General features: G+C 64.3%; 21 protein-coding genes. 8 read left to right on the forward strand and 13 right to left on the reverse strand.

Going from position 1 to position 22,027, the window contains the following annotated elements; genetic code table 11:
• Positions 1-62 precede the first annotated feature (62 nt).
• Positions 63-557, reverse strand: coding sequence for a nuclear transport factor 2 family protein (locus AM586_RS08055; RefSeq protein WP_047823995.1), 495 nt, complete (start codon positions 555-557; stop codon positions 63-65).
• Positions 557-1,579 carry a proline iminopeptidase-family hydrolase gene (locus AM586_RS08060; protein WP_047823993.1) on the reverse strand — a complete coding sequence of 341 codons (1,023 nt, stop codon included), beginning with the start codon at positions 1,577-1,579 and terminating at the stop codon, positions 557-559. Before AM586_RS08060 ends, AM586_RS08055 begins: the two co-directional genes overlap by 1 nt.
• A gap of 141 nt (positions 1,580-1,720) precedes the next feature.
• Between AM586_RS08060 and AM586_RS08065 the strand changes: the two genes are divergently transcribed.
• Positions 1,721-2,095, forward strand: coding sequence for a hypothetical protein (locus AM586_RS08065; protein ID WP_156328136.1), 375 nt, complete (start codon positions 1,721-1,723; stop codon positions 2,093-2,095).
• 31 nt (positions 2,096-2,126) lie between these two features.
• Positions 2,127-2,378, forward strand: coding sequence for a DUF3297 family protein (locus AM586_RS08070; RefSeq protein ID WP_047823990.1), 252 nt, complete (start codon positions 2,127-2,129; stop codon positions 2,376-2,378).
• Between the two features lie 61 nt (positions 2,379-2,439).
• On the opposite strand, the gene rnk is transcribed toward AM586_RS08070, so the two are convergent.
• The 8 genes from rnk to AM586_RS08110 form a co-directional block, all read right to left on the reverse strand.
• Complete coding sequence (gene rnk / locus AM586_RS08075; protein ID WP_047823988.1) at positions 2,440-2,847, reverse strand: nucleoside diphosphate kinase regulator; 408 nt, start codon at positions 2,845-2,847, stop codon at positions 2,440-2,442.
• A gap of 297 nt (positions 2,848-3,144) precedes the next feature.
• On the reverse strand, positions 3,145-4,446 hold the full coding sequence (gltA, locus tag AM586_RS08080; protein WP_047823987.1) for a citrate synthase: 1,302 nt from the start codon (positions 4,444-4,446) through the stop codon (positions 3,145-3,147).
• A gap of 53 nt (positions 4,447-4,499) precedes the next feature.
• Positions 4,500-4,766, reverse strand: coding sequence for a succinate dehydrogenase assembly factor 2 (locus AM586_RS08085; protein ID WP_047823985.1), 267 nt, complete (start codon positions 4,764-4,766; stop codon positions 4,500-4,502).
• Between the two features lie 183 nt (positions 4,767-4,949).
• Positions 4,950-5,660 (reverse strand): succinate dehydrogenase iron-sulfur subunit, encoded by a 711-nt coding sequence (locus tag AM586_RS08090; protein ID WP_047823982.1) that lies wholly within the window; start codon positions 5,658-5,660, stop codon positions 4,950-4,952.
• Between the two features lie 149 nt (positions 5,661-5,809).
• The gene (gene sdhA, locus AM586_RS08095; RefSeq protein WP_047823980.1) at positions 5,810-7,588 is read right to left on the reverse strand and encodes a succinate dehydrogenase flavoprotein subunit; all 1,779 of its coding nucleotides are present in this window, start codon (positions 7,586-7,588) and stop codon (positions 5,810-5,812) included.
• A gap of 2 nt (positions 7,589-7,590) precedes the next feature.
• Positions 7,591-7,968, reverse strand: a complete 378-nt coding sequence (sdhD, locus tag AM586_RS08100; RefSeq protein WP_047823978.1) for a succinate dehydrogenase, hydrophobic membrane anchor protein — start codon at positions 7,966-7,968, stop codon at positions 7,591-7,593.
• A 3-nt stretch (positions 7,969-7,971) separates the two neighbouring features.
• Positions 7,972-8,403, reverse strand: coding sequence for a succinate dehydrogenase, cytochrome b556 subunit (gene sdhC, locus AM586_RS08105; RefSeq protein ID WP_197416400.1), 432 nt, complete (start codon positions 8,401-8,403; stop codon positions 7,972-7,974).
• Positions 8,404-8,590: 187 nt separating this feature from the next.
• Positions 8,591-9,412, reverse strand: coding sequence for a GntR family transcriptional regulator (locus AM586_RS08110; RefSeq protein ID WP_047823976.1), 822 nt, complete (start codon positions 9,410-9,412; stop codon positions 8,591-8,593).
• 251 nt (positions 9,413-9,663) lie between these two features.
• Here AM586_RS08110 and AM586_RS08115 point away from each other — a divergent pair, with 251 nt between their 5' ends.
• From AM586_RS08115 to AM586_RS08135, 5 genes are all read left to right on the forward strand, one after another.
• Positions 9,664-10,656 carry a malate dehydrogenase gene (locus tag AM586_RS08115; RefSeq protein WP_047823975.1) on the forward strand — a complete coding sequence of 331 codons (993 nt, stop codon included), beginning with the start codon at positions 9,664-9,666 and terminating at the stop codon, positions 10,654-10,656.
• Between the two features lie 73 nt (positions 10,657-10,729).
• Positions 10,730-11,719: a CoA ester lyase gene (locus AM586_RS08120; RefSeq protein WP_047823973.1), complete on the forward strand. Its 990-nt coding sequence runs from the start codon at positions 10,730-10,732 to the stop codon at positions 11,717-11,719.
• Entirely contained in the window at positions 11,719-12,234 is a 516-nt protein-coding gene (locus AM586_RS08125) for a hypothetical protein (RefSeq protein ID WP_047823970.1), read from the forward strand. The genes AM586_RS08120 and AM586_RS08125 overlap by 1 nt, the downstream gene beginning before the upstream one ends.
• Before the next feature lie 176 nt (positions 12,235-12,410).
• Positions 12,411-15,119 (forward strand): aconitate hydratase AcnA, encoded by a 2,709-nt coding sequence (gene acnA / locus AM586_RS08130; protein WP_047823968.1) that lies wholly within the window; start codon positions 12,411-12,413, stop codon positions 15,117-15,119.
• Positions 15,120-15,329: 210 nt separating this feature from the next.
• Entirely contained in the window at positions 15,330-15,725 is a 396-nt protein-coding gene (locus AM586_RS08135) for a response regulator (RefSeq protein ID WP_047823966.1), read from the forward strand.
• A gap of 7 nt (positions 15,726-15,732) precedes the next feature.
• On the opposite strand, the gene AM586_RS08140 is transcribed toward AM586_RS08135, so the two are convergent.
• Entirely contained in the window at positions 15,733-16,410 is a 678-nt protein-coding gene (locus AM586_RS08140) for a Fe2+-dependent dioxygenase (protein ID WP_047823964.1), read from the reverse strand.
• Positions 16,411-16,423: 13 nt separating this feature from the next.
• Complete coding sequence (locus AM586_RS08145) at positions 16,424-18,754, reverse strand: TonB-dependent siderophore receptor (protein ID WP_047823962.1); 2,331 nt, start codon at positions 18,752-18,754, stop codon at positions 16,424-16,426.
• A 197-nt stretch (positions 18,755-18,951) separates the two neighbouring features.
• Between AM586_RS08145 and AM586_RS08150 the strand changes: the two genes are divergently transcribed.
• On the forward strand, positions 18,952-20,199 hold the full coding sequence (locus AM586_RS08150; protein ID WP_047823960.1) for a DUF2863 family protein: 1,248 nt from the start codon (positions 18,952-18,954) through the stop codon (positions 20,197-20,199).
• A 117-nt stretch (positions 20,200-20,316) separates the two neighbouring features.
• Here the strand turns inward: AM586_RS08150 and AM586_RS08155 are convergent, their stop codons facing one another.
• A complete protein-coding gene (locus tag AM586_RS08155) occupies positions 20,317-22,014 on the reverse strand; it encodes an FAD-dependent oxidoreductase (RefSeq protein ID WP_047823959.1) in 1,698 nt (565 codons plus the stop codon).
• Positions 22,015-22,027 lie beyond the last annotated feature (13 nt).

Raw genomic sequence — 22,027 nt, forward strand, 5'->3', positions numbered from 1 at the left:
AACTCCGTGCCCGGTGTTGTACCTGCGGGACGAAACGATAGCATCAAGAAATTGAACGCCGGCTATTTCGAGGGCGCGGCCTCGGCCTGCGTCACCAGCGCCGTCACCTGCTTCGCGATCCCGTTCGGCACCGCCATCGACAGCTGGTAGTGCAGGATTTCGAATCCCTTGCCGGTCCGGCGGATCACGCCGCTGGCCATGCAGTGGCCCATGTTCGGGGTGTCCAGCAGTTCGTCGAACCAGATCAGCTTGCCGTCGTCGGAGGCGTAGACATTGCGCCGGGTGGCCTTGAACGACCAGGCGGACTGCTTGCCTTCGAAGTATTTGCGGGCCCAGGCCTTGAACGCGTCGCGCTGCCACAGCTCGCTGCGGTCGGTGCCGATGTAGACGCCGTCCGGCGCCATCTTGTCGAAATAAGCCATGCGCGCGTGGGCCGCGTCATCGTGCCAGCCGTCGACGAAGGCGTTGACCTGCTTGCTCAGGGCCGGGTCGGCGCTGGCGGCCTGGGCGAGGCTGGCGAAGCACAGCGCGCAGGCCAGGATGAATGATTTCAGCATCAGAAGCGCCCTCCGTCGACGTCGCGCAGGAATTTGATCAGGCCCTTGAAATAGGTCTTCTGGTCGTCGTACATCGACATGTGGCTGCCGTTCGGGCATTCCAGCAGGCGGCCATGCTGCACCTTCTGCGACACCATCTTCATATGGGCCGGATCCATGGTGTCGTGCAGGCCGGCGATCACCAGGGTCGGCACCGCGATCTTCGGCAGGTCGGCGACGCGGTCCCAGTTTTCCAGGCGCGCGTTGTGGGCGCCCAGTTCGCTCGGGCCCTGCATCGGCACGTAGATCTTCGGGTTGATGTGCGCGAACGAGCGCTTGACCGGCTCGGGCCACTGGTCGGCCGGCATGCGCAGGACGTGGTGCTCGTAGTGATTCGGGACCAGCAGCGCCATGTAGCGCGGATCCTCGTACTTGCCGGCCGCTTCGAGCTGCCTGATCTCGGCCAGGGCCTTCTGGTCCATCTGCGGCATCAGGACGGTGTCGGCGTATTTGTTATACGCCGGGATGCTCATCATCATGTTCGAGATGACCAGGCCCTTCAGGTTGCGGCCGTACTTGAGCGCGTACTCGGCGGCCAGGATGCCGCCCCAGGAATGGCCCAGCAGGTAGAAATTCTTGTTGTCCAGGCCCAGCGCCTTGCGCACCTGCTCGACCTCTTCCACGTAGCGCGGCAGGTCGACCAGGGAAGGATCGTCGGGCTGGTCGCTGTAGCTCGATCCGAGCTGGTCGTAGTAGTAGTACTCGATGCTGGCGCCGGGGAAGTAACTGTCGAAGGCTTCGAAATACTCGTGCGTGGCGCCGGGGCCGCCGTGCAGCAGCAGGACCTTGATGGTCGGGTTGTTGCCGACGCGCTTGGTCCAGACCTTGAAGGTGCCCTTCGGCGTCGTGATCGGAATCATGCGCACGCCGCCGGACAGCACGTCGCTGCGGCCGGTGTTGTCGAAATAATCCTGGGAAGCGGCGCTGGCCGGGCCGGTAGCCGTCAGCAGTACTGCCGCGATCAATGCAAGAATGCGTTTCATCGGGACCTCGTGGGTTGCAGTGCTTACATTGTACGTTGGAAATGTAACCAAATGTGCAAGAAAACCAAGTGTTCAATAAGTCGTGTACAGTTGGTTCTCCAGCAATTTCGTACTTGAGCGATGAGAGCGTGGACCTTGATGATGGCGGCAGGACTCTGTGCGGCCGCGCTGCAGGCGCCGACGCAGGAACTCGAGGAGCACAAGGCCGTGCAGCCGAAGCTCAGCCTGCGCCTGAGCGACGCGGTAATCGAGAAGGCGGTGCGGGAGACCCTGGCCGAACAAAAGGGCAAGCTCGGCACACCGTCGGGAAAGACGCTCAGCGGCGACGCCTACCAGAAATTCGAGCGCGCCTTCTCCGAAGCGGAAAAGCCGGACTGCCTGCATCCGGATGCGATGAAATTCCAGCCGCACAGCCTGCAGTTCAAGATCCTTGGCCAGACCTACGGCATGGGCGTCGGCGGCCTGCTTGCCCTGCCCTTCTGGGGAGCCGCCATCGTGCGCGGCAAGTGCAATTGAGGCCGAATCAGGAATCGTGGATAATATCGCCATGAACGATACTACCCAACTCCCTCCCCTGCCCGACCACCTGTCGATCGACCCGCGTAGCCCGCATCACAACGCGGAGGTCTTCAAGCACCCGGTCGGCATCCGTTTCAACGGTAAAGAGCGCACCGACGTCGAGGAATACTGCGTCAGCGAAGGCTGGATCAAGGTCGCGGCCGGCAAGGTCGTGGACCGCAAGGGCCGTCCGATGCTGATCAAGCTGAAGGGCACGGTCGAGCCGTATTACGCGGTTTAAGCTTCTCCCCTTAGCTCATCCACAAGGCGGCTGCCGGAGCGATCCGGCAGCCGTTTTCTTTTCAGCGGTGCAGTTCCCCTGCCCGTTCCGGCTGGTAAATCAGTTCCAGCACGGTCAGCTTGAACAGTTCGCCGCCGGGGCGCGCCCATTCGATCGTATCGCCTTCCGCCAGGCCGATCAGGGCGCTGCCGATCGGCGACAGCACCGACACCCGGTCGCTGCCGAAGGCGATGTCCTTCGGGTAGGACAGCGTCATGCAGAAATCCTGCGCCGGGTGGTCGATCTCGAAGCGCACGGTCGAGTTCATCGTCACCACATTCGGCGGCACCTCGTCCGGATCGACGACGTCGGCCCGGCCCAGCTCGTCCGTCAGGTGGAAATCGCGGTCGCCATGGGCCTGCGGCAGTGCGTCGAACAACGCTTCCAGGCGCTCCATGTCGAGGGAGGATACGGTGATGTTGGGTCTCATGCTTAACTCCTGTAATGGTCAGACCAGCAAATGGCGTGGCTGACGCCGGTGGCGGCAGCCGGGTGGGTCATTGGAATAGGCTCGGGGAGGAAGATGCCGCTTCGTGCGGCGCTGTCCTCACCGAGCCCAGGAGAGCCAGGCGAGATCTCGCGGGTAAAATCGCGCGTGCAGCAACCGTACGCCTTCGGACAGGAAGGCGGTTCGGCGATCGGCGCGGACGGCTGGCTTGCACATGAGTCCAGTATATAGAAAAAAAGCGAGCCCGCAGGCTCGCTTTCTCATGAGAACAAAGCGGGATCAGCGCTTGTCGATGCTCGGGACGTCGCGGCGCGGCGAACCGACGAACAGCTGGCGCGGACGGCCGATCTTCTGTTCCGGATCGGCGATCATCTCGTTCCACTGGGCGATCCAGCCCACGGTACGGGCCATCGCGAAGATACCCGTGAACAGCGAGACCGGGATGCCCAGGGCCGACTGCACGATGCCCGAGTAGAAGTCGACGTTCGGGTACAGCTTGCGCGACACGAAGTATTCGTCGTTCAGGGCGATCTTTTCCAGTTCCATCGCCAGCTTGAACAGCGGGTCGTCCTGCAGGCCCAGCTCTTCCAGCACTTCGTGGCAGGTTTCGCGCATCAGCTTGGCGCGCGGGTCGAAGTTCTTGTACACGCGGTGACCGAAGCCCATCAGCTTCACGCCCGAGTTCTTGTCCTTGACCTTCTCGATGAAGGCCGGGATGTTCTCGACGCTGCCGATTTCCTTCAGCATGTTCAGTGCGGCTTCGTTCGCGCCGCCGTGCGCCGGGCCCCACAGGCAGGCGATACCGGCAGCGATACAGGCGAACGGGTTGGCGCCCGACGAACCGGCCAGGCGGACGGTCGAGGTCGATGCGTTCTGCTCGTGGTCGGCGTGCAGGATCAGGATGCGGTCCAGGGCGCGCACCAGCACGTCGTTGACCTTGTACTCTTCGCACGGGTTACCGAACATCATGTGCATGAAGTTCGCGCTGTACGACAGGTCGTTGCGCGGGTACATGAACGGCTGGCCGATCGAGTACTTGTACGCCATGGCGACCAGGGTCGGCAGCTTGGCGATCAGGCGGATTGCCGAGATCTCGCGCTGCTTCGGATCGTTGATGTCCAGCGAGTCGTGGTAGAACGACGCCAGCGCGCCGACGGTACCGACCAGCACCGACATCGGGTGCGCGTCGCGGCGGAAGCCACGGAAGAAGAAGTTCATCTGCTCGTGAATCATCGTGTGACGGGTCACGGTGTTCTCGAACGTCGCCTTCTGCTCGGCGGTCGGCAGTTCGCCGTTCAGCAGCAGGTAGCAGGTTTCCAGGAAGTCGCAATTGACGGCCAGTTGCTCGATCGGGTAGCCGCGGTACAGCAGCTCGCCCTTGTCACCGTCGATGTAGGTGATGCTCGAGTTACAGGCGGCGGTCGACATGAAGCCGGGGTCGTAGGTGAACTTGCCGGTCTGGCCGTACAGCTTGCGGATGTCGATGACGTCCGGGCCGATGGTGCCCTTGTAGATCGGCATGTCGACCGACGGGCTGCCGTCCGAGAACGACAGGGTGGCTTTGGTTTCAGAGGTATTCATGACACTTCCTTCTGTGGGAGGTGATATACAAAAAAACGAAAACAAAGGTTTCGTTACGCTTGCCGCAGGCGCGCCACCAAAGCACGCACATGCGGCAGGTCGACCTCGCCCTCGGGCTCGGCGCGTCCCAGCAGCAGGTCCATCAGCGGATTGTCCGCCAGGTCCAGCAAACGGGTCAGCGCATCGACTTCTTCGTCCGTCAATTCCTCTTCGTGCGCATCCAGGAAGCGCGTGAGGATCAGGTCGTTTTCGAGCAGGCCCCGGCGGGCGCGCCAGCGCAGGCGGGCGCGGTTGGCGGGGTCGGATTGATGCGTTTTCACACTAGAGTCCGTTGTTCGGTCAACACTATACTCCGGCTGCCGCTTAGCGGCAGTACGGTAGTTTTACTGTATTTATGGAAACAAGTTAGGCGCATTTCGCCGGAAATATACCTGTTCCGGCCCAATTGCGCCGTTTCGCACAATGGAGCACCGCCCCGACAAGCGGGGCGGTCTGCGATCGCCTTAGATCGCGCGGCGAACCAGCAATTCCTTGATCTTGCCGATCGCCTTGTTCGGATTCAGGCCCTTCGGGCACACGTCCGTGCAATTCATGATCGAGTGGCAGCGGAACAGGCGGTACGGGTCTTCCAGGTTGTCCAGGCGCTCGTTGGTCGCTTCGTCGCGCGAGTCGGCGATGAAGCGGTAGGCCTGCAGCAGGCCGGCCGGGCCGACGAACTTGTCCGGGTTCCACCAGAACGACGGGCAGGAGGTCGAGCAGCAGGCGCACAGGATGCACTCGTACACGCCGTCCAGCTCTTCGCGCTCTTCCGGCGACTGCAGACGCTCCTTCTCCGGCGGGATCGAGTCGTTGATCAGGAACGGCTTGATCGAGTGGTACTGCTTGAAGAAGTTGGTCATGTCGACGATCAGGTCGCGCACCACCGGCAGGCCCGGCAGCGGACGCAGCACGATCGGCTGGGTCAGCTCGTTCAGGTTGGTGGTGCAGGCCAGGCCGTTCTTGCCGTTGATGTTCATGGCGTCCGAACCGCACACGCCTTCGCGGCAGGAGCGGCGCAGGGCCAGCGAGTCGTCGACGTCGGCCTTGATGCGCTGCAGTGCGTCGAGCAGCATCTTGTCGGTGTCTTTCAGCTCGACGGTGACGTCTTGCATATAGGGCTTCGAATCCTTGTCCGGATCGTAGCGGTAGATCTTCAGTTGGACAGTGCGTGCCATTGTTTTTACCTTTGGTTGGGACCTCGCAAACCCTGCTGCGCGTTGCAATGTCGCCCTGCGATGCTCGCCGTACCTTAAGTACGGCTGCGCTTCTCGGACAACATTGCTGCCGCTCGCGACGGTTTTTCCAGGTCCTTTAGCTATGTTTGTTAGAACGTGCGTGGCTTCGGTTTGAAGGTGTCGACCGTCAGCGGCTTGGTAATGACCGGCTTGTAATCCAGGCGGTTACCTTCCGAGAAGAACAGCGAGTGCTTCATCCAGTTGTCGTCGTCGCGGTTCGGGAAATCGCTGTGGGCGTGGGCGCCGCGCGATTCCTTGCGCGCCGCGGCCGAGACGATGGTCGCCTTCGCCACTTCGATCAGGTTGTCCAGTTCGATCGCTTCGATGCGCGCGGTGTTGAACACCTTCGACTTGTCCTTGAACGAGACGTGCTTGCGGCGCTCGTCCAGCTTCATGATCTCGCGCACGCCTTCGTCCATCAGGGCCTGGGTACGGAACACGCCGCAGAACTTCTGCATGGTGGCGCGGATGTCGTTGGCCACGTTCTGCACCTTCTCGCCGCCGGTCGAGTTTTCGAGGCGGTTCAGGCGGTCCAGCGCGTAGTCGGCGAAGTCCTTCGGCAGCGCGCGGTTGCCCTGCGCCTTCAGGTTCTGGCCGACGATGTGGTTGCCGGCCGCGCGGCCGAACACCACCAGGTCGAGCAGCGAGTTGGTGCCCAGGCGGTTGGCGCCGTGCACCGAGACGCAGGAGCACTCGCCGATCGCGTACAGGCCGTTGACGATCTTCTGGCCGCCGGTGCCGTCCGGCGCGATGACCTGGCCGTGGATGTTGGTCGGGATGCCGCCCATCTGGTAGTGGATGGTCGGGACCACCGGGATCGGTTCCTTGGTCGCATCGACGTTGGCGAACTTGTGGCCGATTTCCAGGATCGACGGCAGGCGCTTGCGGATGGTGTCCGCGCCGATGTGGCGCAGGTCCAGCAGCACGTGGTCCTTGTTCGGGCCGACGCCGCGGCCTTCCTTGATCTCCTGGTCCATCGAGCGCGAGACGAAGTCGCGCGGCGCCAAGTCCTTCAGGGTCGGCGCGTAGCGCTCCATGAAGCGTTCGCCGTTCGAGTTGATCAGGATACCGCCCTCGCCGCGCACGCCCTCGGTGATCAGGACGCCCGCGCCGGCCACGCCGGTCGGGTGGAACTGCCAGAACTCCATGTCTTCCAGGGGCAGGCCGGCGCGTGCCGCCATGCCCAGGCCGTCACCGGTGTTGATGAAGGCGTTGGTCGACGCGGCGAAGATACGGCCGGCGCCGCCGGTGGCGAACACAGTGGTCTTCGCCTGCAGCATCATCACGTCGCCGGTTTCCATTTCCAGCGCCATCACGCCCAGCACGTCGCCGTCCTGGTTGCGGACCAGGTCCAGCGCCTGCCACTCGACGAAGAAGTGGGTGCGCGAACGGACGTTACGCTGGTACAGGGTGTGCAGCAGCGCGTGGCCGGTACGGTCGGCGGCCGCGCAGGCGCGCTGCACCGGCTTCTCGCCGAAGTTGGCGGTGTGGCCGCCGAACGGACGCTGGTAAATCGTGCCGTCCGGATTGCGGTCGAAAGGCATGCCGAAGTGTTCGAGTTCGTACACGACCTTCGGCGCCTCGCGGCACATGAATTCGATCGCGTCCTGGTCGCCCAGGTAGTCCGAGCCCTTGACGGTGTCGAACATGTGCCAGTACCAGTCGTCTTCGCTCATGTTGCCCAGCGAAGCACCGATGCCGCCCTGGGCAGCCACGGTGTGCGAGCGGGTCGGGAAGACTTTCGACAGCACGGCGACGTTCAGGCCGGCTTCCGACAGTTGCAGCGCGGCGCGCAGGCCGGAACCGCCGGCGCCGACGATCACCACGTCGAAGTGGCGGGTAGGGATTGAAGAATTGAATGCTGCCACGATTAAACGCTCCAGAGAATTTGCACAGTCCAGGCGGCGCAGCCGAGCAGCCACAGCATCGTCAGGGTCTGCAGGGTCAGGCGGATGCCGACCGGTTTGATGTAGTCCATCCAGATATCACGGATGCCGACCCAGACGTGGTAGAACAGGCCGAAGAAGGTGACCATCGTGAAGAGCTTGAACCACTGGCGCGAGAACAGCCCGGCCCAGCCTTCATAGCTGAAATTCTGGCCGGTCAGGAAGGAGACCAGCAGGACGATGGTGAAGACCGCCATCAGGATCGCGGTCAGGCGCTGGGCGAGCCAGTCGCGCATGCCGTAGTGGGCGCCGACGACCAGGCGGCGCTGTCCGATATTCTTTTTAGTGTTGGTGGATTGCATGATTTAAAACACTCCGAACAGTTTGAGGGCAACCAGCACGGTCAGCGCCAGGCTGATGACCAGCACCCAGCGCGCGGTCTTTTGCGACGCGTCCTTGTCCAGGGCAATGTGGTTGTCCATGAACAGGTGGCGCACGCCGGCGCAGAAGTGGTGCAGGTAGGCCCACGACAGGCCCAGGATGATGATCTTGGTGAACGGGTGGCCGACAACGCCGGCGAAGTGCGCGAACGAGATTTCCGAGCGCAGGCTTTCCTGGAGCAACCAGAGCAGGAACGGCAGGAACAGGAACAGACCGGCGCCGCTGACGCGGTGCAGGATCGAGACGATCGCCGACGGCGGCTGTTTGTAGTAACCGCGGTACGTGATATCGCCAAAGTCGACATTACGGATCACGGGTCGGCCCTTCTTTTGAGCCTCTCTCACGGCTTCGGACATTGCAACACCTCCCTCAAATACTGACTAAATTTATCCAACCCAAATTCATCGATTTTGTGACCTGCGCGGATCCGTTTCCGGACGCCGGGGAACGCCGGCCGGGCTTCGCCAACGCTTTCCCAAAATCAATCCATTTTACTCGCTCGAGGCGATTCCTGCACCAGCATAGATCTAGCACAAAAACTTATCAGGACAATTCATTCTGGTAATGGTGCGAGGTGGTCAGATACAGACCACGGCGCAGTTCCACTGCCTTGTCTCCATACGTAAACGAAATCCGGTCGGCGCACAGCAGCGGCGTGCCCTCCGGCACTTTCAGGTACTCGGCCGCGCCGGCATCGGCCACCACCGCGCGGATCTTTTCCGTCGCGCGGATCATGCGGGTGCCGAACTCGGATTCGAACAGGCCGTACATCGCGCCCTTGTATTCCGCCAGGCGCTCGGCCGTCAGGCCCTTGAACAGCTGTCCCGGCAGCCACAGCTCTTCGAGGATCGTCGGCGCGCCGTCGAAGGACATGGTGCGCTTGATATAGACGACCGCGTCGCCCGACTTCAGGTCGAGCAGGCGCGCCACCTCGGCCGGCGCACGGATGCGCTTGACTTCGAGGTAGTGGTGATCGGCAGGATGGGGAACGCCCTCGTCGGGCATCAGCTTCAGGAAGCGGAAGTGGGCGCGCGCCTCGTTGTGGCTGGCCACGAAGGTGCCCTTGCCCTGGCGCCGCACCACCAGGTGCTCGGCCGCGAGTTCGTCGATCGCCTTGCGCACCGTGCCCTGGCTGACCTTGTAGCGGCCGGCCAGCTCGACTTCACTGGGGATGAGTTCGCCCGGCTTCCACTCGCCGGACTGCAGGCTCTGGGTGATCAGGGCCTTGATCTGCTGGTACAGCGGAGAAAACGTGGGAGACGTGCTCGTCGGGGACATGCCCGTTCCGGAGGCGCCTCCGGCACTGCCCGCATTGTTGTTGCCTGCGGCGCCATTGCTGTTCGGATTGGACGGGACCTGATTCATAGCCTGCGATTTTTTCACAAATCCCTCTCTGCGTCCAGTGGGCGGAGCGTAAGATTATCTGTCTTATATAAGACATATGATATGAATTGACAGATGGAATATTGGAGGTCTAAACTCGCGGTCGACTAAGCGCCCGAAGCTGGATGCGCTTTTGGTATGATTGCAGTTTCTCGAACTGGCGTATCCTCGGCGTCGCTTGCGAGGTCGTCCGCGAGGTCGACCGTATTCTTTCCCACTTTTGGAGATTCATCATGGCTAAAACCCCAATGCGCGTCGCGGTTACCGGCGCGGCCGGCCAGATCGGCTATTCCCTGCTGTTCCGCATCGCCAACGGCGACATGCTGGGCAAGGACCAGCCGGTCATCCTGCAGCTGCTCGAAATCGACAACGAGAAGGCACAGAAGGCGCTGAAGGGCGTCATGATGGAAATCGACGACTGCGCATTCCCCCTGCTGGCCGGCATGACCGCCCACAGCGATCCGATGACCGCATTCAAGGATGCCGACGTCGCCCTGCTGGTCGGCGCCCGTCCGCGCGGTCCGGGCATGGAGCGCAAGGACCTGCTGGAAGCCAACGCCCAGATCTTCACCGTGCAGGGCAAGGCGCTGGACGCCGTCGCTTCGCGTAACGTGAAAGTCCTGGTGGTCGGCAACCCGGCCAACACCAACGCCTACATCGCCATGAAGTCGGCCCCGAACCTGCCGGCCAAGAACTTCACCGCCATGCTGCGCCTGGACCACAACCGCGCCCTGTCGCAGGTCGCCGCCAAGACCGGCAAGCCGGTCGGCTCGATCGAGAAGATGGTCGTGTGGGGCAACCACTCGCCGACCATGTACGCCGACTACCGCTTCGCCACCGTCGACGGCCAGTCGGTCAAGGACCTGATCAACGACGACGTCTGGAACCGCGACACCTTCCTGCCGACCGTCGGCAAGCGCGGCGCAGCGATCATCGACGCCCGCGGCGCCTCGTCGGCAGCCTCGGCCGCCAACGCAGCGATCGACCACGTGCGTGACTGGGTCCTGGGCACCAACGGCAAGTGGACCACCATGGGCATCCCGTCGGACGGTTCGTACGGCATCCCGGAAGGCACCGTGTTCGGCTTCCCGGTGACCACCGAAAACGGCGAGTACAAGATCGTTCAGGGCCTGGAAATCGACCAGTTCTCGCAAGAGCGCATCAACCACACGCTGAACGAGCTGAACGAAGAGCGCGCCGGCGTCGCTCACCTGCTGGGTCAGTAATATCGTAGGGTGGGCTCGCCGAGCCCACCAACCGCGTGGGCACGGTGTGCCCACCCTACATTCATTTTCAATCATGCATCCTTCCGAGGTTTTATTCCAGGGTCAACGCCAGCCGCTGCTGCTGCCCGCCTGCGATCACTATGCCGGCAGCGAAAAGCTGATGCGCAAGTCGATGGCCCTGCAACAAGAGCTTGGCCCGGTATTCGACATCACCTTCGACTGCGAGGACGGCGCCGCCGCCGGCAACGAAGCGGCCCATGCCCGCCTGGTGGCGAGCCTGCTGAACGACGACGCGAACCGCTTCGGCCGCATCGGCGCGCGCCTGCACGACGTCGGCAGCGAATACTTCGAGCAGGACGTCGAGTTGATCGTCGGCAACGCGGCGCAGCGGCTTGCCTACGTGGTATGCCCGAAGCCGAACGGCATCGACGATGTGCTGCGTGCACAACGGATCGTCAATGCCGCAGCGGAAAAGGCCGGCCGTCCGCACCTGCCGCTGCACGTGCTGATCGAGACCCACGGCGCGCTGCACGATGCCTACGCGATCGCCGCCCTGCCCCAGGTCGAATGTCTTTCGTTCGGCATCATGGACTTCGTGTCGGCCCACTATGGCGCGATTCCGGCAAGCGCCATGCGCACTCCGGGGCAATTTACCCATCCTCTCGTAGTACGGGCAAAGCTGGAGATGGTTGCGGCATGTCATGCGCATGACAAGGTCCCCTCCCATAATGTGACGACCGATATCAAGGATAGTGCGGTCGTCGCCAACGACGCCACCCGCGCCGCCGGCGAATTCGGGTTCACGCGCATGTGGAGCATCCACCCTGACCAGATCAAGCCGATCGTCAAGGCCTTTACCCCGCGCGTGTCGGAAGTAAACGAAGCAAGCAGCATCCTGCTCGAAGCAATGGCAGCAGATTGGGGGCCGATTGCCCAGCATGGCCGCTTGCATGACCGCGCCAGCTACCGATATTATTGGGCGGTGTTGCAGCGCGCGAAGCTGGCCGGCCTTGCGCTGCCAGATGCGGCGGCGGCAATCGTCAATCAACCGGAATCCATCTGATGGCCATCACCCTGAAACAACTCACCGCTGCCTGCGCCGTCGCGCTCGCGGCCGCCAGCCTGTGCGCGCCCGCGTCCGCCGCCAACAACGTCCACGAATCGCATCCCAAGGCCACCAAGGTCTTGAAGGAAAAGGCCAAAAAGGCCACAAAAGGGAAAAAAGAAGAAGCGAAGCAGGAAGTCGCCGACGACGAACCCGAACCGGACATCACCGACACCGTCGTCACCGACTATGCCTGCGAATTGAGCAACAAGGTCACCATCTATACCAACGAAAAGGATAGTGGCCACATCGCACTGCGCTGGAAGAACCGCCTGCACCGCCTGTCGCGCGTGGGCACCACCACCGGCGCGCTGCGTTTCGAGAATACCAAGTTCGGCCTGATCTGGATCGGCATCCCGTCGAAGGGCATCCTGCTCGACTCGAAGCAGAACCGCCAGCTGGCCAACGAATGCAAGAACGCCGAACAGGCCAAGCCGCTCGTTGCGGCTGTGCCGACGGAAAGGAAAAGCTGACGCCGGCGATCGGTCTTAGCTCATAGCTGTACTAAAAGGGGCTCGAGAAACCGTAGCGAGCGGCAGCAGTTCTGGCCGAGAAGCGCAGCCGTACTTGCGGTACGACGAGCATCGCAGGCCAGAAATGCAACGCGCAGTAGGTTTATCGAGCCCCCACCATAACTGAAGGAGAGTTTATGTCCCACAACACCTTGAACACGCTGAAGGATTTCCCGCTCCTCGCGGGCCAGACCGGCCAGTTTTACTCGCTGCCGGCACTGGGCGAAGCCCTGGGCGTGAACCTGTCGCGCCTGCCGGTGTCGATCCGTATCGTTCTGGAGTCCGTGCTGCGCAACTGCGACGGCAAGAAGGTCACCGAAGAACACATCCGCCAGCTGGCGAACTGGGGCCCGACCGCTGCCCGCACCGAAGAGATCCCCTTCGTCGTCGCCCGCGTCGTGCTGCAGGACTTCACCGGCGTGCCGCTGCTGGCCGACCTGGCCGCCATGCGCAACGTCGCCGCCAAGATGGGCGCCAACGCCAAGAAGATCGAGCCGCTGGTCCCGGTCGACCTGGTGGTCGACCACTCGGTCACCATCGACCACTTCCGCACCCCGGATTCGCTCGACCTGAACATGAAGCTGGAATTCCAGCGCAATAACGAACGCTACCAGTTCATGAAGTGGGGCATGCAGGCCTTCGACACCTTCGGCGTCGTTCCTCCGGGCTTCGGCATCGTCCACCAGGTCAACCTCGAGTACCTGGCGCGCGGCGTGATGAAGAACGGCGGCATGTACTACCCGGACACCCTGGTAGGCACCGACTCGCACACCACCATGATCAACGGCGTCGGCGTCGTCGGCTGGGGCGTGGGCGGCATCGAAGCGGAAGCCGGCATGCTGGGCCAGCCGGTCTACTTCCTGACCCCGGACGTGATCGGCGTGAACCTGACCGGCTCGCTGCGCGAAGGCTGCACCGCGACCGACCTGGTGCTGACCATCACCGAAATGCTGCGTAAAGAGAAGGTCGTCGGCAAGTTCGTCGAATTCTTCGGCACCGGCACCGCCTCGCTGTCGACCACCGACCGCGCGACCATCGGCAACATGGCGCCGGAATACGGCGCGACCATGGGCTTCTTCCCGGTCGACGAAAAGACCGTCGACTACTTCCGCGGCACTGGCCGTACCGAAGAAGAACTGGCTGCCTTCGAAAACTACTTCAAGGCCCAGCAGCTGTTCGGCATCCCGCGCGAAGGCGAGATCGACTACACCCGCGTGGTGTCGCTCGACCTGTCGACCGTGACCCCGTCGCTGGCCGGCCCGAAGCGTCCGCAGGACCGTATCGAACTGGGCGCGATGAAGTCGACCTTCACCGACCTGTTCTCGAAGCCGACCACCGCGAACGGCTTCAACAAGTCGGCCGACGACCTGAACAAGGTCTACGAGACCACCAACGGCGTGCGCGTGAAGAACGGCGACATCCTGATCGCCGCCATCACCTCCTGCACCAACACCTCGAACCCGAGCGTGCTGCTGGCCGCCGGCCTGCTGGCCAAGAAGGCCGTCGAGAAGGGCCTGACCGTCGCGCCGCACATCAAGTCCTCGCTGGCTCCCGGCTCGCGCGTCGTCACCAACTACCTCGAAGCCGCCGGTCTGCTGCCTTACCTGACCCAGCTGGGCTTCGGCGTCACCGCCTACGGCTGCACCACCTGCATCGGTAACGCCGGCGACCTGACCCCGGAACTGAACGCGACGATCACCTCGAACGACATCATCGCCGCCGCCGTCCTGTCGGGCAACCGCAACTTCGAAGCGCGTATCCACCCGAACATCCGTTCGAACTTCCTGGCCTCGCCGCCGCTGGTCGTCGCCTACGCGATCGCCGGCAACGTCAACAAGGACCTGATGAGCGAGCCGGTCGGCAAGGGTTCGGACGGCGTCGACGTCTACCTGGGCGACATCTGGCCGACTTCGCAGGAAGTCCAGGACCTGATGAAGTTCGCGATGAACTCGGAGGTCTTCAAGGCCAACTACGCCGACGTCAAGGGCAACCCGGGCCAGCTGTGGGAAGCCGTGTCCTCGACCTCGGGCCAGGTGTACGACTGGCCGGTGTCGACCTACATCGCCGAACCGCCGTTCTTCGCCGACTTCGAGATGACCCCGAAAGCCGCCGCCACCGGCGTCGCAGGCGCGCGCGCACTGGGCGTGTTCGGCGACTCGATCACCACCGACCACATCTCCCCGGCCGGTTCGATCAAGGAAGATGGTCCGGCAGGCAAGTACCTGAAAGAGCACGGCGTGCTCAAGGCCGACTTCAACTCCTACGGCTCGCGCCGCGGCAACCACGAGATCATGATGCGCGGCACCTTCGCGAACGTCCGCATCAAGAACAAGATGATCCCGCCGAAGGCCGACGGTTCCGCGGTCGAGGGTGGCATCACCATCCACCAGCCGAGCGGCGAACAGATGTCGATCTATGACGCCGGCATGAAGTACATCGCCGAAGGCACCCCGACGATGATCTTCGCCGGCGAAGAGTACGGCACCGGCTCGTCGCGCGACTGGGCCGCCAAGGGCACCCAGCTGCTGGGCGTGAAGGCCGTGATCGCCCGTTCGTTCGAGCGTATCCACCGTTCCAACCTGGTCGGCATGGGCGTGCTGCCGCTGCAGTTCCTGGGTGACGACAGCGTCGAGACCCTGGGCATCACCGGCAACGAGACCTACGACCTGAAGGGCCTGGAAGGCGAGATCCGCCCGCAGATGCAGGCAACCCTGGTGATCCACCGCGCCGACGGCTCGGTCAAGGAAACCCAGGTGCTGCTGCGTATCGACACCCCGATCGAAGTCGACTACTACAAGCATGGCGGCATCCTGCCGTTCGTGCTGCGCCAGTTGCTGGCTGCGTAATCAGTCTTCCTGCCCGCTTCGCGCGGGCAGCGCAAGAAAGGCCGGAACCCGCGAGGGCTCCGGCCTTTTTCTTTCCACAAAGATTTCCCGTGACCCGAAGCTTCTGTGATAGGCTGTCCGGTGCCCGATGCTCGGGCCCCCGCCTCTCTTCGCCTGCCAAGACTCTGCAGGCCCCTCAACGGCATCGTTTGCCAACGCATTGCAGAGTCCATGACCCTACCCATACCGCAGGCCAACCGGCGCCTGCTTCTTGTCGATGACAACGTCGACGCGCTTGACCTGATGCAGATGCTTCTCACTGTTCACGGATTTACTGTGGAAACGGCCAGCAATGGCGAAGATGGACTGGCAAAGGCGCGCGCCTTCCTGCCCCAGGTCGTTTTTCTCGATCTCGGCATGCCCGGCATGTCGGGCTATGAAGTAGCCGACCGGCTCCGGTGCATCCCAGGACTCGAGCAGGTCTTCCTGCTGGCCCTGACCGGCTGGAATGACCAGGCAACGCGTGCGGCAGTGATCAAGGCGCGTTTCGATCGGCACCTGCTCAAGCCGCCCCAGTACGAACAGATCACCGGCATCCTGGAAGAATACTTTGCCGGTGTTGCATGAGTTCCCCTTAGGTCTCCGCCCACTGCCGCAGCAGGTTGTGATAATGCCCGGCCAGGCCCACCAGCTCCGGCCCGTCCCCATGCTTCGCGCGCAAGGACTGGATGTTCGCATCCAGCTCGTACAGCATCGCCCTCCTCCAGTCGTCCCGCACCATCGATTGCACCCACAGGAAGGACGCGATGCGTTCGCCGCGCGTTACCGGCTGGACCTCGTGCACGCTGGTCGCCGGATAGACGATCGCATCGCCCGCCGGCAGTTTCACCTCGTGCGTGCCGTAGGAATCGATGACGGTCAGCTCGCCGCCCTCGTATTCATCGGGATCGGACAGGAACACCGTGCAGGAGACATCGGTGCGGAGCGGCGAAGCGCCCCGCTGCGCGCGGACCGCGCCATCGACGTGCGGGCCGTAATGCTCGCCGCCGGCGTAGCTGTTGAAGAAAGGCGGCAGGATGCGCAGCGGCAGGACGCTCGAAAAGAACAGCGGATTCGCGCTCAGGGCCGCGCTGACGAGCTGGCCGAATTCCAGCGCCAGCGGCGACCCTTCCGCCAGCTGGCGGTTGCGCTTGACCTGCGCTCCCTGGCTGCCGACGCTGGCGCGGCCGTCGATCCAGTCGGCGGACGCCAGGCGTTCACGCATCGCCTTCACTTGCGCCGGCGACAGCACGCCAGGGATATGCAGCATCATGATGGCCTCGGACTCAGAACTTGAAGTTGGCGGTCAGCGTCGCCGAACGCCCCGGCGCCACGCCCGCGTAGTGCGGCGACGACACCTTGTCGAAGTACAGTTTATCAGTCAGGTTCTGCAGGTTCAGCTGCAGCGAGACGTCCTTGTTCAGCGCATAGCTGGCCATCGCATCGAAGCGCGCATAGCCCGGCGCGTATTTGTTGTTGTTCACGTTCGCATAGACCCTGGACATCGCGCTCATGCCGAAGCCGGCGCTGAAGTCCTTGCTGAAGGCATAGCTGGTCCACAGGGTGGCGCTGTGCTTCGGCGTGGTCGGGAAACGGTTGCCGTTGTAGGGCGACGGGGTCCAGACCGGGCTTGCGGTCGTGCCGGTGTTCACATAGCCGTTGTCGGCGATTTCCGCGTCCAGCCAGGTGTAGCCGCCGAACACGGTCCAGGCGCTGGCGAGCTTGCCCGAGAAGCCCAGTTCCACGCCCTGCACCTGCTTGCGGCCGACGTTCTGGCTGCTGCCGTCCGGCGCCGTGACGCGGGCATTGTTCATGGTGCTCTTGAACAGCGCGCCGGTGACGGACAGGCGGCCGCCCGGCAGCAGGTCCCATTTGCTGCCCAGTTCGAGGTTGCGGCTGCGCTGGGGCTGCAGGTTCTGCACCGCCGCGCTCAGGGCATCCAGGCCGTCGCCGGCGTCGTTGCCCGGCGGGGTCGCCGAGCTGGCGTAGGACAGGTACACGCTGCCGTTCCTGGCCGGCTTGTAGACGATGCCGGCCTGGGTGCTGGCGAAGCTGGTGTCGACCGTGGCATGGGCGGCGGCCGTGGTGGCGGTCGCCAGGGTGTCCAGCGTGCTCTGGAAATCGTCCCAGCGCAGGCCCAGGTTCAGCAGCCACTGCGGGTTGATCTCGATGGTGTCGAAGGCGTAGGCGGCGCGGGTCCTGGTGCGCACATGGGTCAGCGCGCCGGACAAGGCGCGGCTATAAACCCACGGGTCGTAGGGATTCGGATCGACCAGGGTGGTGCAGTTGTACAGCGTGGCCGCGCCGGACGTCGGGCAGGTGAAGGTGCCGGTCAGCGGATTGTTGGTGCCGGGCGTGAACACATAGGCGGCGCGGTCGGTCGTCTCGCGGTCGAATTCGACGCCGGCGTTGAAGCTGTGCTTGAAGCCGGCGGTCGTCAGCTCGCCGGTCAGGCTGGTGACGTTGGCAAGGGTACGGGTCTCGGCGGCGCGGGTGTTGGCGCGGCGCCAGACGGTGCCGTACAGGACGGTGTTGCCCTTCGAATCGTCGGGCTGGGTCCAGACGTAGTCGTTGCTCGACTTGCCGTAGCGGGTCACGTTGCGAAGCGCCAGGCTGCGACCCGGGACGGAACTGAACTCGTGGCGCAGGTCGATGGTGCCGACGTCGCTCTTGGTGTCGCGGAAGTCGCGGTTGGCCAGGCCGTAGAAGGTCTCGCGGTCGACCGCGAACGGGGCGCCGTTGCCGTTCTTGCCGACGTTGGCGCCGGTCGCGATCGGGTTGTTGAAGGGGATGCCGGTGTCCGGGATCTCGTGCGAGGTCAGGTGGTAGAGGCTGACGATGGCGCGGTCCGGTCCCTGCAGGCCGAAGGTGACGGTCGGCGCCACGCCCCAGCGCGTGCCGCCGACGACCTTGCGGCCGGGGACGTCGTTCTCGTGCGCCATCACGTTCAGGCGGAAGGCGCTGTTGCTGCCGAGCGCGCGGTTCACGTCGCCGGTGATGCGGCGGTACTTGTCGCTGCCCACGCCGACCGAGGCGCCATTGAAATCGTAGGCCTGGGCGGTCTTGCTGATCAGGTTGACGCCGCCGCCGGCCGAGGACCGGCCGCCATAGGCCGAGTTCGGGCCCTTCACCACCTCGACCTGCTCGAGGTTGAAGACTTCACGCGACTGCGAACCGGCGTCGCGGATGCCGTCGATATAGGTATCGGTCTGGGCGTTGTAGCCGCGGATGAAGAGATTGTCGCCGACCGGGTTGCCGCCCTCGCCCGCGCCGATGGTAATGCCGGGCACGGTACGCAGGGCGTCGGTCAGCGACACGGCGCCGGTCTGCGCGATCACGTCGCTCGATACCACGGTGACCGACTTCGGCGTGTCCAGCAGCGGCGCCGTGAATTTCTGGTTATCCGAGACCGGCGCCCGGCTCGCGCCCGTCACCTGCACGGTCGGGATGCTCTGGTCGATCGCATTGTCCGGCGCGGCATGGGCGACCGGCATGCCGAGGCTGGCCAGCAAGCTCAGGGCCAGTGCGGGCGCGGGCGCCGGCAACGCCGAACGGACGGACACCGCATGCTTGCGGCTCTTGATGAAGGATGCTTGCTGCGCTGTGGTCGAGGTCATGGTGCCGGCGTGTGAATTTAAATGAGAACGATTCGCATTATGATTCTTATTGTGGTCTTTGACAAGACGGATGAGAAAATCGTTCGCCGGCCGAGCTTGCCTGTGTGTTACAGGCATGTGGCCGAATCAACTACAATACCGTGGATAAGGGTTTATCATGCCCCTCTGGACCATCGTTCCACATTCAATTACCTACTATGCGTCGCTCCTCCAAAGACTCACCCAAACTATCGGCAGAAAGCCAGCGTCTAGTCAGTACCAGCCAAGCCATCGTGCAGGCCGCCAGCCGCGTTGAAGAACGAACCTGGGAGCGCAATCTCGACTCGCAGCTGCAGAAGCTGCTCAAGACCAACCACCAGGACAGCATCGACGCCGCGCTGAACGTCCTGTTCAAGGGCGACCTCGCGGTCTACGACGTGCTGATGGACAGCGTCGAGGCGGTCAGCGAATCCTCGACCATGACGGAACAGGCCAACGGCGCCGAAGTCACCTGGCAGGCCCTGCTGGTGGCCGCGCCCGTGCTCGCCTGGACCCGCTTCTCGATCGCGTCCGGCACGATCCCGAACGAGATCGTGAGCACGCTGTCGGCCCACTTCTCGGCCCACCTGCTGGCCGAGGGCGCCCGCATGGCGATGGCGCCGACCCTGTATTCGCTCGACCAGCTGCCGCGCACCCATGCCGAAACCTACGGCCTGACGCACAAGCTGGCCCAGGCCGCGCACAAGGGTTCGAGCGTGAAGCCGGCCGCGCCGGGCCCGGACGCGTCCCAGTTCCTGGCCGACACCCGCTACCTGCTGGTGGCCGTCATCGCGCCGGTGGGCGCTCCGCTGTTCCGCTGGCAGGAGCCGCAGCACCTGCTGAACTTCGAAGCCGAACGCGAAGCCGCGCTGGAGCAATGGCGCGCGCAGGCCGGCCCCAGCGTCGCACGCCTGCTGCCGGGCTGCGGCACCGAGCTGCTGCTGCCGGAAGCCTATTACGTGGCCTGCCGCGAGGCGGACAAGCTGATCCGGCCGGTGTCGGTGCGCGCCGCCGTCCACTATCTCACCTACACGCTGGGCGTCGAGGCGGGCGACCTGCGCGCCGTGATCGCCGGCTTCGGCGACGAAGTGAACGACAGCCAGGTCGACGAATACCGGGTCGGCTTCACCCTGCGCCAGTCCCCGGACGTGGTGTACGGCATCGTCTGGCCGCTGTACGGCCAGGAAGACGAAGAAGGCACGCCGATGGAAGGCCCGGTGCACGGCGACCGTCCGCTGGCGCCGATCGACGAGATCGTCAAGCACCTGAACGAAATGGGCATCGCCCACGTCAAGCGCATCGGCGAGCGCTATGTCGCCGAATACTGCGACGACTGCGGCGCCCCGCTGTTCGCCGACCCGAGCGGCGAACTGGTGCATGCTGAGATGCCGGAGGACACGCCGGCGGGGAACGAGCACTTCCACTAAACCCCGCCATGTCGTCTCCGCGCAGGCGGGACCCTGGTTCTGCATGCGTTACCGTAGCGCCGGCAAACTTGGATCCCCGCCTGCGCGGGGACGACGAGCTGGCGCGGGGATGACGGCTTAATTGGCCAGATAAGCATGAATCTGCGCCACCACCGCCGCGCCCTCCCCGGCCGCGGCGGCGACGCGCTTGGTCGACCCCGCGCGCAGGTCTCCCACGGCAAACACCCCATCCACGCTGGTTTCCAGCGCGCGCGGATGATGGTCGCGCCCGGCCTCGCGCCCGGTCAGCACGAAGCCCTTGTCGTCCAGCGCCACGCCGCATTCGCCCAGCCAGTCGCTGTTGGGATCGGCGCCCACGAACAGGAACATGTGACGGGTTTCGAACTCGACCATCCGGCCGTCCGCGATGCCGCGGCAGCGCACTTTGTTCAGGCCGCCCTCGTCCCCTTCCAGTCCCGCCGGTTCCAGGCGGGTGTGCAGCACGATGTTCGGCGCTGCCGCGATGCGCTCGATCAGGTAGCTCGACATCGTCTCCTCCAGCCCGGCGCGGCGCACCACCAGGTGCACCTGCGAAGCATGCGCCGACAGGAACACGGCGGCCTGCCCGGCCGAGTTGCCGCCGCCGACCAGCAGCACCGGCTGCTTGCGGCACAGCCCGGCCTCCACCGGCGAGGCCCAGTAGTAGACACCGCGCCCTTCCCAGCGCCCGAGGTCCGGCATGTCCGGCCTGCGGTAGCGCGCGCCGGCTGCCAGCACCACGGCGCGCGCGCGCAGGCAGCTGCCGTCCGCCAGTTCCACCTTCAGCGGCCGCTCATGGCACAGCAGGCGGGTCGCCTGGGCCGGGATCGCAATTTCGGCGCCGAACTTGATCGCCTGCACGTACGAACGTCCCGCCAGCGCGCGTCCCGAGATGCCGGTCGGGAAGCCGAGAAAATTCTCGATGCGCGCGCTGGCCCCGGCCTGGCCGCCATATGCGCGCTGGTCCAGCACCAGCACCGACAGGCCCTCGGAGGCCGCATACACGGCGGTCGCCAGGCCGGCCGGTCCGGCGCCGACCACCAGCACATCGAAGACCTTGCCGTGCTCGATCCGCGGCAGCGTGCCGAGGCAGCGTCCCAGTTCCACCAGGCTCGGATTGCGCATCACGAAGCCGTCGGGCAAGGCCACCAGCGGCCAGTCGGCCTCGTCATGCCAGTGCTCGCGCACCAGCTGCGCGGATTCGGGGTCCGAGGCCGGGTCGCGCCGCGTGTAGGGATAGGCGTTACGGGACAGGAAGTTCTCGAGTTCGAACAGGCCGGCATGCGCGGGCGGGCCGATCAGGATCGGGCCGCCGGGATGGCCGCCGATCAGCAGCACCCGGCGCAGGATGAAGGCGCGCATCAGGCGTTCGCCCAGTTCGGCCTCAGCCATCAGCAGGGCATGCAGCGACTCCCTATCGACCGCCAGGGCCTCGAGCACGCCCACCGCGACGCCATCGACCAGCGGCGGACGGCCGGACAGGACCGCCACCTCGCCGCTGAACTGGCCGGGTCCGTATTCGACCACCTCGACCCGATTGCCGAGCGCATCGGTGCGGCTGCACAGCAGGTGGCCGGCCAGCACCACGATCATGCCGGGCGAGGCGCCGCAGGCGTGGAATACGCACTCGCCATCGTGCCAGCGGCGCGGGACGCCGAAGCGCTGCACCCGCCGGATATCGTCGGCGCTCAGGACGGGAAAGATCTGGTGGCCGCGTGTGGCGAGGTCGACCGCGGCACGGGATTCGGCATCGGCCCCGAAGGCATCGGGACCGAATACGGGAAGCTGGTCTGGCATGGCGCGTATCTCT

The sequence above is a fragment of the Massilia sp. WG5 genome (assembly GCF_001412595.2).
In the GTDB taxonomy this organism is placed as follows: Bacteria; Pseudomonadota; Gammaproteobacteria; order Burkholderiales; family Burkholderiaceae_D; genus Telluria.